General features: G+C 73.2%; 13 protein-coding genes. 7 read left to right on the top strand and 6 right to left on the bottom strand.

From position 1 onward, the window contains the following. A partial coding sequence (locus AB0J52_RS08335; RefSeq protein ID WP_500180891.1) for a sensor histidine kinase occupies positions 1-2,041 on the bottom strand: 2,041 nt, incomplete at its 3' end. Between the two features lie 182 nt (positions 2,042-2,223). Between AB0J52_RS08335 and AB0J52_RS08340 the strand changes: the two genes are divergently transcribed. Next, complete coding sequence (locus AB0J52_RS08340) at positions 2,224-3,393, top strand: epoxide hydrolase family protein (RefSeq protein WP_500180892.1); 1,170 nt, start codon at positions 2,224-2,226, stop codon at positions 3,391-3,393. 39 nt (positions 3,394-3,432) lie between these two features. Here the strand turns inward: AB0J52_RS08340 and AB0J52_RS08345 are convergent, their stop codons facing one another. Beyond that, complete coding sequence (locus AB0J52_RS08345) at positions 3,433-3,840, bottom strand: PPOX class F420-dependent oxidoreductase (protein WP_500180893.1); 408 nt, start codon at positions 3,838-3,840, stop codon at positions 3,433-3,435. Between the two features lie 139 nt (positions 3,841-3,979). Next, the gene (locus AB0J52_RS08350; RefSeq protein WP_500180894.1) at positions 3,980-4,723 is read right to left on the bottom strand and encodes a DUF6597 domain-containing transcriptional factor; all 744 of its coding nucleotides are present in this window, start codon (positions 4,721-4,723) and stop codon (positions 3,980-3,982) included. 64 nt (positions 4,724-4,787) lie between these two features. Between AB0J52_RS08350 and AB0J52_RS08355 the strand changes: the two genes are divergently transcribed. The 4 genes from AB0J52_RS08355 (at position 4,788) to AB0J52_RS08370 (ending at position 8,388) form a co-directional block, all read left to right on the top strand. Beyond that, positions 4,788-5,357, top strand: coding sequence for a TIGR03086 family metal-binding protein (locus AB0J52_RS08355; RefSeq protein ID WP_500180895.1), 570 nt, complete (start codon positions 4,788-4,790; stop codon positions 5,355-5,357). Positions 5,358-5,497: 140 nt separating this feature from the next. Continuing rightward, positions 5,498-5,884: a hypothetical protein gene (locus AB0J52_RS08360; RefSeq protein WP_500180896.1), complete on the top strand. Its 387-nt coding sequence runs from the start codon at positions 5,498-5,500 to the stop codon at positions 5,882-5,884. Between the two features lie 123 nt (positions 5,885-6,007). Further along, positions 6,008-7,111: a PLP-dependent cysteine synthase family protein gene (locus AB0J52_RS08365; protein ID WP_500180897.1), complete on the top strand. Its 1,104-nt coding sequence runs from the start codon at positions 6,008-6,010 to the stop codon at positions 7,109-7,111. A 5-nt stretch (positions 7,112-7,116) separates the two neighbouring features. Then, complete coding sequence (locus AB0J52_RS08370; protein WP_500180898.1) at positions 7,117-8,388, top strand: MFS transporter; 1,272 nt, start codon at positions 7,117-7,119, stop codon at positions 8,386-8,388. A 15-nt stretch (positions 8,389-8,403) separates the two neighbouring features. Here the strand turns inward: AB0J52_RS08370 and AB0J52_RS08375 are convergent, their stop codons facing one another. From AB0J52_RS08375 to AB0J52_RS08385, 3 genes are all read right to left on the bottom strand, one after another. Further along, on the bottom strand, positions 8,404-9,204 hold the full coding sequence (locus AB0J52_RS08375; protein WP_500180899.1) for a HEAT repeat domain-containing protein: 801 nt from the start codon (positions 9,202-9,204) through the stop codon (positions 8,404-8,406). Positions 9,205-9,299: 95 nt separating this feature from the next. Next, entirely contained in the window at positions 9,300-10,535 is a 1,236-nt protein-coding gene (locus AB0J52_RS08380; RefSeq protein WP_500180900.1) for a hypothetical protein, read from the bottom strand. A gap of 150 nt (positions 10,536-10,685) precedes the next feature. Next, complete coding sequence (locus AB0J52_RS08385) at positions 10,686-11,447, bottom strand: dienelactone hydrolase family protein (protein ID WP_500180901.1); 762 nt, start codon at positions 11,445-11,447, stop codon at positions 10,686-10,688. Between the two features lie 269 nt (positions 11,448-11,716). Between AB0J52_RS08385 and AB0J52_RS08390 the strand changes: the two genes are divergently transcribed. Then, positions 11,717-13,948, top strand: coding sequence for an MMPL family transporter (locus tag AB0J52_RS08390; protein ID WP_500180902.1), 2,232 nt, complete (start codon positions 11,717-11,719; stop codon positions 13,946-13,948). A gap of 5 nt (positions 13,949-13,953) precedes the next feature. Continuing rightward, a partial coding sequence (locus AB0J52_RS08395; protein ID WP_500180903.1) for a sensor histidine kinase occupies positions 13,954-15,005 on the top strand: 1,052 nt, incomplete at its 3' end.

Here is a 15,005-nt window from a genome sequence, read left to right on the forward strand (position 1 = left end):
GGACGATGTTGGTCACGGCCTCCCGCAGGACGACGGCCGCCGCCGACGCCTCCACGCCGGGCGGCGGGTCGTCCGCGTCCACGCGCACCTCGATCCCGGCGGCGGTCAGCATCGAGCGCGCGGTCCCGATCTCCGCCGGCAGCGACAGCGAGGCGCGGACGCGGGCGATCGACCGCACCGACGCGAGCGCCTCCTCGGCCAGCGTCACCAGCTCGTCCAGTTGCGTCCGCGCGGCGTCCGGGTCCCGGTCCGCGAGCCGTCCGGCCAGCTCGCCCTTGACGACGAGGGCGGAGAGCTGGAAGCCCATCAGGTCGTGGACGTCGCGGGCGATCCGCAGCCGCTCCTCGACCACGGCCATGCGCGCGACCTTCCGGCGGGCCTCGGCGAGCGCCGCGATGGCGACGGGCAGGCGGCACAGCACGTAGACCATGATCACGACCATGACGGCGTTGGAGAGGTTGCTCAGCGCCCACGCCCAGCCCGCGCCCACCTGGTATCCGCGGAGCACCGGGAGGCCGACGAGCACCGCCGCCGTGCCCCACGACCAGGGCGGACGCCCGTGGAACAGCACGACACCCGCGGCCAGCGCCCCGTAACTGGTCGGCATCTTCGGGCCGATGACCAGGAACGCGGCGGCGAGCAGGCCGATCTGGAGCAGCAGGGACGTCCGCAGGGCGGGCGGCGGCGCGCCGTCCTCGCGCGGGAAGACGTGCCGGAGCTGGAGCACGGCGACCAGCGGCAGGACGGCGAAGGCCGCCGGGTACCGGGCCCACGTGATCCCGACCAAGTCCGAACCGCCGTCGTACAGGGCGACCAGCGTGGTGCCGATGTGGTCGATCTCGAAGGCCAGCAGGACGAACCAGGCCAGCCACGGCGCCGTTCCGGACTCCCGGCCGTCCCGGCGCGGGCGGGCCGGGACGCTCGCCCGCACGGACGACGGCGTCGTCTCGATCCGTCCGCCGACCTCGGCGATCCGCTCGGCCGGTCCTTGAAGGGCGTCGCGGAGGTCGATGGTCGAGCCGGGGAAGGACACCGTCAGCACACCCGGCGCGTCCAGTGCGATCGAGCAGCGCGCCGGGGGTTCGGCCCGCAGGACGGCGACGACCGTCTGGTGCAGGAGCGCCGCCAACGCGGCGTCCTCGGCGGCGGGCAGGCGCAGCGGCGATGCTTCGACGGCGACCGCGACCCCGGCCGCCTCCAGGACCGAGCGCGCCGCCTCGACCTCGTCATCCAGTGACCGTTCACGCTGGTCGGCGGCGACGGTCCTGACCTCGGCCAGCGCCGTCCGCGCGACCTCCACGATCCGCGCGGTCCGATCCGCTGCCGCGTCCGTCCCCGCGCGTGGCCTCGCCCCCGCGTCCTGGCCTGTCGGGGTGCCCGCGTCCTGCCCTGTTGGCGTGCCCGCGTCCTGGCCGGACCGGGCCGCGCGGGCCAGCGCCAGCACGAGGGCCAGCCGCTCCCCGAGCGCCGCGTCGAGGCCGCGCGCGATCCGCAGTCGTTCCCGCGCGACCTCCAGCGGGGCGAGCTCCGCCCGGGTCGCGCGCAGTTCCGCCGCGTACCGGGTGAGCCGCGCCATCGCGAAGAACGCGAGCCCCACCGTCAGGGTCACCATGGCGCAGTAGACGGCGAAGACGGGACGGTGGGGGTTCCGCCAGACCGCCTGGACGAGGAACTCGGCGGCGACGACGAGGCCCGCGAGCAGCCGGCCCCACCCGCCGTCCAGAACCAGCAGCAGCGAGGTCACGACCAGCGCGGACGCCGCCCACCACGCCTCACCGGTGAGGACGTACGGCCAGAAGGCCAGGACCGTCTGGAGCGCCAGCGCCGCCGGCGCCCACCGGCGCGGCAGGGCGCCGAACGCGATCGCCGCCGTCAGGCCGGTCAGCACGACGGCTCCGGCGGTCGCGAGGAGCCCGGGCAGGATCTCCACGGGCCTGATGAAGTCGCTGCCGACCAGCAGGTTCCACGCCCGGTAGCAGCACCACAGGGCGAGGCAGACGAGGAACAGGACCGTGGGCCCAAGGCCGCCGCAGGGGGTCACGGGTCCGGATCACTCATCCCCCAAACGCCGCGGCCGTCGATCTTGTGCATTCTGCACGCCGGGCCGTGCACGTCCCACCCGGAAGGCTGCGGACCGCACCGGAACCCGTGCGCCAGGCACTACCCCGCCGATCCGCCCTCGGCGAGGCTTCTGCAGGTCAGAACCCCTACGAAGGGAATCCTGTGAGCAACGAGATCACGCCTTTCCACATCGACGTCCCGCAGTCGGAACTGGACGACCTGCGGGACCGCCTGGCCCGCACCCGCTGGGCGGACGAGCTGCCCGAGTCCGAGGTCACCGACGGCGTCCAGAAGGGCCCGGCGCAGCCGGGGTGGGAGTACGGCGTGCCCGGGTCCTACGTCCGGCCGCTGGTGACCCGCTGGCTGGAGAAGTACGACTGGCGCGAGTGGGAGGCCAAGATCAACGCCTTCCCGCAGTTCACGACCGAGATCGACGGCCAGCTCGTGCACTTCCTGCACGTCCGCTCACCCGAGCCGGACGCCACCCCGCTGATCCTCACGCACGGCTGGCCCAACACCTTCGTCGAGTACCTGGACCTGGTCGGCCCGCTCACCGACCCGCGCGCTCACGGCGGCGACCCGTCCGACGCGTTCCACGTCGTCGTCCCGTCCATCCCCGGCTTCGGGTTCTCGGGCCCGACCAGGACGCGCGGCTGGAACGCCGCCCGGACCGCCGCCGCCTGGGCCGAGCTGATGGCCCGCCTCGGCTACGACCGCTACGGAGCCCACGGCAACGACGCGGGCGCGATCATCTCGCCGATCCTGGGCGAGCTGGACCGGGCCCACGTGACCGGCGTCCACGTGAACCAGATCTTCTCGTTCCCCAAGGGCGAGCCCGGCGAGTTCGAGGGCCTCACCCCGGAGGAGATCGGCTACCTGCGGTTCGGGCAGGCGTTCGTGGAGCACGCCATCCACGACCGCTCCCAGGCCGCCCAGCCGCAGACGCTCGCGCACGCGCTGTCGGACTCCCCCGCAGGACAGCTCGCCTGGATCGGCCAGCTCTTCGGCGACGCGCTGACCCCCGACGAGATCCTCACCAACGCCACGATCTACTGGCTCACCAACACCTCGGCGTCCTCGGCCCGCTTCTACTACGAGAACCGCGACTGGTTCGCGACGCACGCGGGCGAAAGCCAGGGCGAGCGGACGACGATCCCGCTGGGCCTGGCGTCGTTCGCCTACGACTTCCGCGCCGTCCGCAAGTTCGCCGACCGCGACCACGCCAACATCGTCCACTGGAGCGAGTACGACCGGGGCGGCCACTGGGCCGCCCACGACGCCACCGACCTGCTCATCGGCGACATCCGCCAGTTCTTCCGCCCCCTCCCCTGACGCCCGCCCCGCGAGTTCCCAGGTCACCGACCTGGGAACTCAGAGTGAACCGACGACCTTCTGGGGCGTGATGCGGACGACGACGCGCTCCGAGTCCTCCGCCGAGGCCGGGTTGAAGTCGGCGTAGTCCTTGCCGGTGTACTTGCGGGACAGCTCGTCGATCAGCTCCTGCCCGCCCTCGGTGGTCATGGTCACCGAACCGCGGACCTCGGCGTAGGTGTAGGGGTTGTCCGGCGGGTTGATCATGACGGTCACGCGTGGATCCCTCCGGAGGTTCCTCTCCTTCCGGCGGCCCACAGTCGTGGAGAACAGAAGGTCATCACCGTCCCGCTTCACCCACACCACCGACAGCTGGGGACTGCCGTCGGGCTGGACGGTGGCGACCGTCACGAACACCGGGTTGTCGTCCACGAACTTCTTCAGATCGTCCGAAAGCGTGGCTCCCATGTACTGCTCCCTCCCCCTGCGCCCCACCCGCACGGCCACCTTGGGCGACCGCATATCGGGTGAGCACCGAAACGAACACTGCGACCACCCAAAGTAGTCGATCAGTTACAGGACGCCGCGCGCGGGGGCATCGGGCGGACTAGTACCGCTGCGCGTACCAGGTCGGCGGCTCGCCGAACATGCCTTTGAAGTCGCGGATGAAGTGGCCCTGGTCGGCGTAGCCGAGGTCGGCCGCCAGCGCGGCCCAGTCGATCGCCCCGCCGGCGGCCATACGCGCGGTCACCTCGTGCAGGCGGTAGCGGCGGATCACCCACTTGGGCCCGATGCCGACGTGCTCCGCGAACAGCCGTTGCAGCCCCCGCACGCTCAGCCCGAGCTCGCCGGCGAGGTGTTCGACCCTGGTCACGGCCTTGTCTTGGGCGATCAGCTTGACCGCGGCCGCCACCTGGCGCACCCGGGGCTCGTCGTCGGGCAGGTGCGCCAGCAGGAACGCGTCCACGGTCGGCACGTCGAGCGTCGTGGGCAGGTCCGGGCCGAACACCTCGGTCGCCGGGACGGTGCGGTCGGTGATCGTCGAGACGGAGGCGCCAAGGAGCGGGCGGAAGCAGCCCGGCCGGAACGCGACGCCGAAGACGTGGCCGCGCCCTTCCAGGACCTGGATCCGGTAGCCGCTGCACACGCCGCTGACGTCCGCACGGCCGCCGCCGAACGACAGGTGCACATTCGGGTACGGCACGATCTTCTGCCGGTACGGCTCGGCGTAGTCCCACCGGGCCTCCCAGTACCGCTCCACCCATGGCGCGAGCGCCGGGGACGGCTCGTGGAAGGTGTGGCGCTGATACCTGGTCCACGCACCGCGCAGCTCACGAACGTCGCGCTCCACCCGGCGAAGTGTATGTCGCCTTTGTTCAATACCCCTCCGGCCTGGGAAACCTAGCGTCGCTGCCATGTCACATCTGTCCAACGCCGCCGCGGCCATGGCCGCAGTCGTCGGCACCATCAACGACGACCAGCTCGCCAACAGGACTCCGTGCACGGAGTACGACGTGCGGGCACTGGTCAACCACCTCCTGTTCTGGGGGCCGTCGCTCGCCGGGGGCGGCCGCAAGGAGTCCGTTCCGCGGCCGGCGGCCACCGAGTCCGATGTGGACCTGACGGCCGGCGACTGGCGCGGCCGCCTGCTCGCCCTGCTGGACGACATCACGTCGTCGTGGGCGCCGCCGAGCGCCTGGGAGGGCGAGACGGACATGGGCACACCGCAGACGCTGCCCGCGCCCGTCCTGGGCGACATGATCACCGGCGAGCTGGCCATGCACGGCTGGGACCTGGCGGTCGCGACCGGGCAGCGGCTGGAACTGCCCGCCGACCTGCTGGCGCATCTGCACGACACGGTGTTCGCCGGCGTGGAGCAGGGGCGGGCGATGGGCATGTACGGACCGCAGGTCCCGGTTCCGGCCGGCGCGTCCGCCTTGGACCGCGTCCTCGGCCTGACCGGCCGTGATCCCGCATGGGCGTAGTCACCGACGAGTGATGTCGGTTCAGACCCCGAAGCCGTCCGGCTTCGGGGTCTTTCATCCCCGTAGGCCCAGGACGTTCGTCCGGCGGGCACAGCACCAGCGCTGATACACAACGGAGTTGCATAGCTACACTGTGCGACGTGGTGGGCCTGGGTACTAAGTGGGCGCGGGTGGCGCGGGTGGTGTTGCTCGTCGCCTCCGTTGTGCATCTGCTCGGGTGCGCCCATGGGCCCGGGGCCTCGCCGGTGGATGCGATGCCGGTGCTGACGCCCTCCGCCGCTGCCGTGGTGCAGGACGGCCTGGGGGTCGAGCGGGCTGCTCAGGCTGCGGTTGACCAGGCGCATTGCGTGGATGACGGGGTCGGTGCGCTTCGGCAGCAGCCGGTCCTCGGGGCGCCTTGCGCCGTCGTCGCGGTGGTCGGGCCGGACGTCGCGGCGCTGAAGGGGCATCGGCGGGACGGCTGGTCGGCGGGCTCGGGCTCGCCGGCGGTCAGGGAGCGGGCCGTCCTCGGAGTCTGGCGGATCTAGAAGGGACGCGCCGCCCGCACGCCCCTGGAGGTGTGCCGGACGGCGGCCGGGCACGTCACCTTCCCTCTCCCGCCTCGTGGCCTTCGCGGGCGGGCCGTCGAAAGAGATCCGCTGATGCATGTCATGACCGCTGCCCCCGCGGGGCTGCTGGCCGCGTCCGCACCGGCCGCGCCGACGCCGGCCGGGCTGGTGGGCAACACCCCGGTGCTCTGGGTGGGCGAACCGTTCACCCGTCCGGGACGGGGGTTCTGGGCCAAGCTGGAGGGCGCGAACCCCGGCGGGATCAAGGACCGCACCGCGCTGCACATGGTGCGGGCCGCCCGCGAGCGCGGCGAGCTGGCCCCCGGCGCGCCGATCGTGGAGTCCACCTCCGGGACGCTGGGTCTCGGCCTGGCGCTCGCCGGGATCACCTTCGGGCATCCGGTCACCGTGGTCTCCGACCCGGGGATGGAGCCCATGATGCGCGGCCTGCTCGCCGCCTACGGAGCCCGGGTGTGCCTGGTGACCGAGCCGCATCCGGTCGGCGGCTGGCAGCAGGCCCGCCGCGACGCCGTCGCCGCGCTGCTCGCCACGCTGCCGGGTGCGTGGTGCCCGGACCAGTACAACAACCCCGACAACGTCGCGGCGTACCGGGGCCTCGCGCACGAGCTGATCGCCCAGCTCGGACGGATCGACGTGCTCGTGGCCAGCGTCGGAACGGGCGGGCACTCGGCCGGGGTCGGTTCGGTGCTGCGCCAGGTGTTCCCCGGCCTGCGGGTCGTCGGGGTCGACACGACGGGATCGACCATCTTCGGGCAGCCCGCCGCGCCTCGGCTGATGCGCGGGCTGGGCAGCAGCATCCATCCCCGCAACGTCGCGTACGAACTGTTCGACGAGGTGCACTGGGTCGCCGCGGGCGAGGCCGTGTGGGCGGCGCGTCGGCTGGCGCGCTGCCACTACGCGACCGGCGGCTGGAGCGTCGGCGCTGTCGCGCTGACCGCGCGGTGGCTGGCGGAGACCCTTCCTCCCGAGACCCGGATCGCCGCGGTCTTCCCGGACGGCCCGCAGCGTTACGCGGGCACCGTGTTCAGCGACGTCTACTGCCGGGAGCACGACCTGCTGGAGCACGTCCCGCCGGCGGAACCCGACCGCATCGCCCATCCGGGGACGCGGACCGTCACCGCCTGGACGCGGTGCACCACCGTGACCGACCCGCTCGCCGCCGACCGGGCGGGGGACGGACTGTGATCGCGGTGTGGCGCAGTACGCGGTCGTTCCCGCCCGCCGCGCGGCTGCTGATGGCGAACCAGTTCGCCATCAACCTGGCGTTCTACATGCTGATGCCGTACCTGGCGGCGCACCTGGCCGGTGACCTGGGGCTGGCGGCGTGGGCGGTCGGGCTGGTGCTGGGGGTGCGCAACCTGTCCCAGCAGGGCATGTTCCTCCTCGGCGGGACGCTGGCCGACCGGTACGGGTACAAGGCCCCGATCATCGCCGGGTGCCTGCTGCGCACCGGCGGGTTCGCCCTGCTCGGCTGGGTGGAGGCGCTGCCCGCGCTGATCATCGCGTCGGCGGCGACCGGGCTCGCGGGAGCGCTGTTCAACCCGGCGGTCCGGGCGTACCTCGCCGCAGAGGCCGCCGACCGGCGGGTGGAGGGCTTCGCGACCTTCAACGTCTACTACCAGGCCGGGATGCTGGCGGGTCCCCCGGTCGGGCTGGTGCTGCTGACCGCCGACTTCCGGCTGGTCTGCACCGCCGCGGCCCTGGTCTTCGCCGCGCTGACCGTCGTGCAGTGGCGGGCGCTCCCCGCCCGGCGCGGCGACGGCCGCAGCGAGCGGGAGACGGACGGAAGGCCGGTGGACGGGGTGGCGGCGCAGTGGCGGCAGGTGATCCGCAATCGGCCGTTCCTGCTGTTCTCCGTCGCGATGATCGGCTCCTACGTCCTGAACTTCCAGGTCTACCTGGCGCTGCCGCTGGCCGCCACGGCCACGCTCGGGGACGCCGCCGCCGGTGCCACCAGCGCGCTGTTCGTGGTGTCCGCGGCGGTGGCGGTCCTGGGACAGATGCGGTTGACGGGCTGGGCCAAACGCCGCTGGCGTCCCGAGCAAGCCCTCGTGCGTGGCCTGGCCGCGATGGGTGTGGCGTTCCTGCCCCTCGTTGTGGCCGCCTCAATGCCGCACACGGCGCTGATGGGGATTGCGCTGGTCGCGGCGGTGGCGGGGCTGGCGGCTGCGGGCGCGGTGGTCTACCCGCTGGAGATGGACACCGTGGTGGCGCTGTCCGGGAACCGCCTGGTCGCCACCCACTACGGCTTCTACAACACCGTCTCCGGCCTGGGCATCACCCTGGGCAACCTGGGCACCGGCGCGCTGTGGGACGTCACCGGACGCCATCACATGCTCTGGCTGACCTGGCTCGTCCTGACCGCGATCGGGCTGGGCGGCGCGGCCGCCGTCGCCGTCCTGGCCCGCGCCACCAGGCTGACCGCGCCGTCCGCACAACCCGCACAGCCCGCACCGGTCTGAGGACGGCTGCAGCCGCTACGTCTCGCGGACGGCCTCCACCGCCTCCCGGACGTCCGGGTGGGGGTCGCTAGCGAGACCGTCGAGCAGTGCGGCGACGCCGGGGGTGGTCCAGCCCGCGACCGCCCACACCAGGTCCTCCCGCACACCCGGATCAGGGTGCGCGGCGAGGTGGGCCAGCTCGGCGAGCGGGCCCCGCCGACGCCGGCCGAACCAGTGCAGCGCCTCGCGCAACGCGGCCGGGTCACCGGGGTCGCCGGCCGCCGCGACCCTGGCGAGCAGCACCCGGGGCGGTGGGGACGGGCCGTCCAGGGGATGCGGGAGCCGCTCGCGGAGGCGGCGCGCTCCGTACTCTCCCCTCCCCTGGCATCCGAAGCAGGTGCAGGGGCGCACCCCGTGGGCGTCCGGCCGGTATCGCCAGCCCGCGACCTGGGGCGCGCTCCGGATCCGGTGCACTTCGTCCGGCCGGACCGCGCGGGGGACGAACACCTCCCACCCTCGCGGGTCGTCCAGTTCGGCGATCCGCCGGACGGCTTCGGCCGCGGAGACGGCGGACCGGGCGTCCCGTGCCCGGTCCGCGTAATGCCCGGCCAGCACTTCCTGGGCGTCGTCCAGCCGTACGTGGACGGCGACGAGCCCGCCCTGCCCGCCGAACCGGGCCAGTTCGCGCAGCCACTGGTGGGTGAGGGTGTACGACGGCAGCACCGGGAAGCAGTACACACCGCGCACGCCGCCGTGCCCGTGACTGATCGCCCGGACCCCGGCCCGCCGGATGCGCCTCACGTTCGCCGCCGGCGTCAGATGCACGAACATGGCCATGGCCGGGATGCTACTGGCGCGCGTTCGACGGAGCCTCCGGGGCGGAGCCCAGGCCCCGGGGCGGAGACCCGGGGCCGGCGATTCCGGAGGCGGGGTCAGAACTGGTGTTCGCCGTCCGGGTCGCAGTACTCGACGTCGTCGGTGGGGGCGAACGAGCCGACGATCAGGCGGCGGATGAAGGCGCCGCCCTTGGGGACGTCGTCGGCGTCCACCTCGTAGGTGAACTGCTGGCCCTGGCGCAGCCGGCGGCCGTTGATCGTCACGGGCCGGCGGACGACGTAGATCGCGCCCCACGGGCAGCAGAAGTAGCTGCCGAGCAGGGAGCCCGAGCCGTTCTTGGCGTAGTCGATCGCCTTGGCCGCGAAGGCCGCGTTGATCTCGTCCTGGATCCGCAGGGTGGCCGCGGGCTTCGGGTCGAACTCCCACAGCTCCTTGATCGACTGGTGGGCGCGGGGGTCCTTGCGCCACTTGGCGCGCTCGCGCGGCGAGGTCAGGCACCACGGGTCGAACGCGGACGAGTCGGGCGTCGCGAGCTTCCGCTCGGTGGCCACCTTGACCGGACCGGCGTCGTACCGGCCGATCAGCGACGGCATCGCCGTGAGCTGGCCCAGGTGGTAGAACGCCTCCAGCGCGCGCTGGAGCCGCTCCTCGATCGCCTCGTGCAGGTTCGGGTCGGGGTCGGCCTCCAGCAGGCCCTCGGCGTAGTCCGCCGCGGTGCTCCCCTCGGCCGCGAGCTGGCGGAGCCGCTGCAGGTCGCGGGCGTGCTTCTCGGCGTCCTGGACGGACGCCTCGAACACCCCGAGCGCCACCTCGGCGTGCTGCCGGACCGAGCGCGCCGCGGCGAGCATCCCCCGCAGGTGGGGCAGCGGGCACGGCGCGGCCTCCGCCCACTCGGGCAGGTCGGCGGGCAGCCGGACGGTCGCCGAGACGTCGAGCGAGGTGTTGCCGGCGGCCTGCCGCGCCCGCGACGACCAGGTCTCGACCTGGTCGAAGCAGCTGGTCACCTGGGTGTGCGTGACCGGCGGGACGAACCCGACCGTCCTCGGGTCGGCGCTGTAGTCGGCGTCCAGCAGGTTCTCGCCGATGGACTGCAGGACGAACGCGTTCCACGAGCAGAGCAGCTGGCTCGACACACCCGGCTCCACGTGCCACAGGTTCGCGCCCTCGTCGGCGAGCCTCTGGCGGAGCGCCTCCGCCTTCTGCATCTCCCCGTAGGCGACGCCGCCCGCGCGCCGGAACGATTCGAGCGTGTCCGCCCGGACCTCCCCCTTCAGCTTGGCCGTCATCCTGACCAGCAGGGTCGGTCTTCCGGAGTCGTCCGGCATGCCCATCACTTCTCCCTCGAACAACGCGGCCACTCGGGACGGCAGCCTAATCGCCAGCAATCAGACGTATCCGGTACATGACTTGGCTCCCTCACCTTTCGTCAGACGCGGCCGAGCGCCGGACCCGCGAACGGGTCCGGCGCTCGTCGCGAGCGGTCAGCGCGGGGTGAAGGGGCTCAGGTTGCGGAGGTGGAAGGCGGTCTCGGACTCGATCTCGTGCCAGGGCGTCCGGCTGTGCGGGCCGGGGTTGGCGTGGAGGGTCTTGTGGGGCGAGGCGAACGCGTCGAAGAGCGCGAGGCCGGTGTCGCGGGGGATCTCCGTGTCGTCCCAGGCCAGCAGGTAGCGGACGGGCACGGTGATCTTCTTCGCGGCCTCGAGGAGGGCGTCGAAGACGAGGACCGAGCCGAAGGAGGCGGACCCGATCCGGGGCTCCTCGGCCATGAGGAGGATGCCGACGGCGGTGCCGAGGGTCATGCCGCCGAAGCCGATCGGGGTCTCGCGCCCGATGCCGGGAAGGTCCTGGAGGGCGTCGATGGCCGCCCGCCATTCGGGGACGGCCCGTTCCGCCAGGGACGCGTTGTACTCCCCGACGATCGGGCCGATCGGCTCGCCCGCCTCGCGGGCCCGCATCATGGCGGCCACCCAGCGCTGGTCCCGGGCGTTGCGCGGCCGGTCGCCGTGTCCGGGGGCGTCAATGGCCGCGACGGTGAAGCCCTGCCGGGCGACGAAGGGGTCCAGGCGGGCGATGATGCCCGGGGACCGCTTGCTCAGGCCGCCGCTGTGACCCATGAGGATGAGGGGGGCGCCTTCGGCCGGGACCTCGGGGGTCCAGAGGACGCCGGTGACGGCGGTGTCGCCGTCCAGGGTGAACTCGCGTTCGATGACGCCGTCGGTGGACGTCCGGGTGGTGAATCGCATGGCAGTCGCCTTTCGGGATGCGGGAGCTCCCGGCGACGTCTGCGTCAGCCTGCCGTGGCGTGGAGAGGGAGCACCCATGTCGTCACAGGGTTCACGGGTCTCACCTCCTCGGTCGGCTTCACGGCCGTGCAGGACGGTAGCAGGCGGGCCGATCACCCGTCACACCCTTTTCGCCCCGGTCGGCGCGCTCGTGTCCACCGGTCGGTGGACACGAGGTTCAACCGGTCGAGCCTGTCGGCGGAAAGGGCCCTCCGGCCAGGCTTTTCGGTATGAAGAACCCCTCAGTTCGAGTGGCGCGGTGGAGCGCCCATCACCCGTGGCGAGCGATCGCCGGGTGGCTTCTGTTCGTGACGGTCTGCCTCGGCGCCGGGATCTCCCTCGGCGGCCAGGCGGCCACGGCCAAGGACTTCTGGGTCGGTGAGGCGGGACGGGGCGAGGCGTACGCCGCCCAGGGCGGACTCCAGCAGCGGGCCTTGGAGCGCGTCCTCATCGCCGCCAAGGGGACGTCGCCGCTCGACAAGGCGCGGGGAACGGCCGTCGCGCAGGACGTCCGGACGCGGATGGGCCGGCTGCCGGAGGTCGAGTCGGTCGGCGCGCCGGTCTGGTCGGGCGACGGGCGGGCCGTCCGGGTGGACGTGACGCTGAAGGGGCCCGAGCTGGAGGGCAAGAAGCACGTCGATCCGGTGCTCGCGCAGACCGAGCAAGTGCGCCGGGCCAACCCCGACCTGGCCGTGGACGAGGCGGGCAGCCCGTCCATCAGCAAGGACGTCCAGGGGCAGCGGGGCTCCGACCTCTTCCGGACCGAGCTGTTCGCGCTGCCGGTGACGCTGCTCGTGCTGCTGCTCGTCTTCCGGTCGCTGGTGATGGCCGTCGTGCCGCTGCTGCTGGCGGTGTCGTCGATCGCGGCGGGCGTCGGGCTGTCGATGGTCGCCTCGCACGTCTTCCCCGACGCGGGTGTCGGCATGAACGTCATCCTGCTCATCGGCATGGCCGTCGGGGTCGACTACACGCTCTTCTACCTCAAGCGCGACCGGGAGGAACGGGCCAAGGCGGACGGGACGCTGTCGTCGGCGGCCGTGGTGGAGCTGGCGGCGGCGACGTCCGGCCGCGCGGTGGTCGTGTCCGGTCTGGCGGTCGCGGTGACGTCCGCGACGCTGTACCTGGCGGACGACGTGATCTTCGGGTCGCTGGCGACCGGCGCGATCGTGGTGGCGATGGCGGCCGTGGTCAGCTCGCTGACCGTCCTTCCCGCGCTGCTCGCCAAGCTCGGCGGACGCCGCGCCCGGCGCGCGGACCGCCCCTCGCGGCGCGGCCGCCGGACCGCGGAGCGCGCGCAGGGCCCGGGACGGCTCACCGGCTCGGTGCTCGGCGCCGTCGCCCGCCGGCCTGCGGCGATGCTGGGGCTCGCGGTCGCGGGACTGCTCGTCCTCGCCGCCCCGATGACCTCCATGAAGCTGACCGACGTGGGCCGCGAGACGTACTCGCGGGAGCTGCCCGCGATGCGGGCGTTCGACAAGGTGAACGCGGCGTTCCCCGACCTCAAGGCGGTCAACCAGGTCGTCGTCCGGGCGGACGCGTCGCGCCAGGCCGACGTGGCGGCCGAGCTGGACGCGCTCGCCGGACGGGTCAAGGCCGACCCGCTGTTCGACGGCCGGACGCGCGTCCGGGTCTCGGCCGACCGCCGGATCACGATGCTGGAGGTCCCGGTCCCGGCGTACCCGAGCCAGCAGCGGGCGCAGGACTCGCTGAAGCGGCTGCGGGCGGTGCACATCCCGGCGACCGTGGGCAAGGTCCGCGCCGACGTCGCGGTGACCGGCGACGTGGCCCGGTACGCCGACTACCCCGAGCACCAGAAGCAGCGGCTGCCGCTGATCCTGGGCGCGCTGCTGCTGGTCACGTTCGCGATCACGGTGCTGGCGTTCCGGTCGGTCGTGATGGGGCTGGTCGGAGTCGTCCTCAACCTGCTGTCGGCGGCGGCGTCGCTCGGCGTGCTCGCGGCGGTGTTCCAGCACCGCTGGGCCGAGGGGCTGCTCGGGTTCACCTCGATGGGGTCGGTCGGGTCCCGGGTGCCGCTGTTCCTCTTCGTGATCCTGTTCGGGCTCTCGATGGACTACCAGGTCTTCACGCTCAGCCGGGTCCAGGAGCTGGTGCGGAGCGGGGTGCCGGCGAGGCGGGCCGTCCTGGACGGGATCGGGGCCTCGGCGGGCGTGGTGACCAGCGCGGCCGTGGTGATGATGACGGTGTTCGCGAGCTTCGTCCCGCTGCACCTGATCGAGATGAAGCAGTTCGGGCTGAGCCTCGCGGTCGCGGTGCTGCTGGACGCGTTCGTGATCCGGCTGGTGGTCCTGCCCGCGATGATGCTGCTGCTCGGCGAGGCCGCGTGGTGGCCCTCCCGGCGTGCCCGGGGAACCCGCGCTACGGCACACGCGGCGGACGCGGCGGGCCCGGCCGGCACCGCCGTCGACGGCGGGACGAACCGGACGATGCGCCCCGTAAGGTGACCGACGTGCGGTTCACCGATGACCAGGCTCGCCTCCTGCGCTGGAACACCGTCCTCTGGGCGTTCCTCGGCCTCGCTCCCGAGGTCGTCGCCGCCCACGACGATCCGGCCGGGACCCGGGCCTGGTCGTCGGGCGTCCCGATCGCGCTCGGCCTCGCCTACGCGGCGGCCCGGCGCTTCCCCGGACGCTCCCCCTGGTTCTTCTGGGTGCTCGCGGCCGGCATCGGCGCGGTCGCCTACCTGCGGGACGGGGCGGCGACGCTGTTCATCGCCTCCCTGCCGATGTTCTGGCTGCACGCGCGGACCGTCCGGGACCCGGTGTGGCTGAGCACCCTCGCCGTGGCCGCCGCCCTCACCGGCGACCTGCTGCGCGGCGGCGACCTGCAGGGCAACGCGGTCGTCACCGTGGTCGGCTACGGCGCCGGGACGGTCCTCGCGCTCACCGTGCAGCGGCTGCTCGACCGGGCCGACCGGCGCGCGGAGCTGCTCGGCGCGGAGCTGGCCGACACCCGGTCGGCGCTCGCCGAGGCGCACCGCAAGGAGGGCGCGGCGGCCGAGCGCGAGCGGATGGCGCGGGAGATCCACGACACCCTCGCGCAGGGCTTCGCGTCGATCGTCGTGCTCGCCGAGGCCGCCCGCCCGGACGTGCGGTCCGCGCCGGACGACGCGTCCAAGCAGCTCGCGACGATCGAGCGCATCGCCCGCGAGAACCTCGCCGAGGCGCGGGTGCTGGTCGGCTCGTCGCCGCACGAGACGATCGCGTCCGGGTCGGTGACCGCCACGCTGCGCCGCACCCTCGACCGGTTCGCCGAGGACACCGGCCTCGCGGTGCACGCCGAGCTGGACGAGGTGGACGGCGACCAGACCACCCGGATCGCGCTGCTGCGCTGCACCCAGGAGTCGCTGGCGAACGTCCGCAAGCACGCGGACGCCTCGACCGTCGGGGTCGTCCTGACCCGGCACCCGGACCGCGTCGAGCTGGAGGTCACCGACGACGGGCGCGGGTTCGCCGTCGAGGACGCCCGGGGCTTCGGCATCGCCGGGATGCGCCGCCGGCT

It is taken from the genome of Spirillospora sp. NPDC049652, assembly GCF_040675125.1.
GTDB lineage: Bacteria > Actinomycetota > Actinomycetes > Streptosporangiales > Streptosporangiaceae > Spirillospora.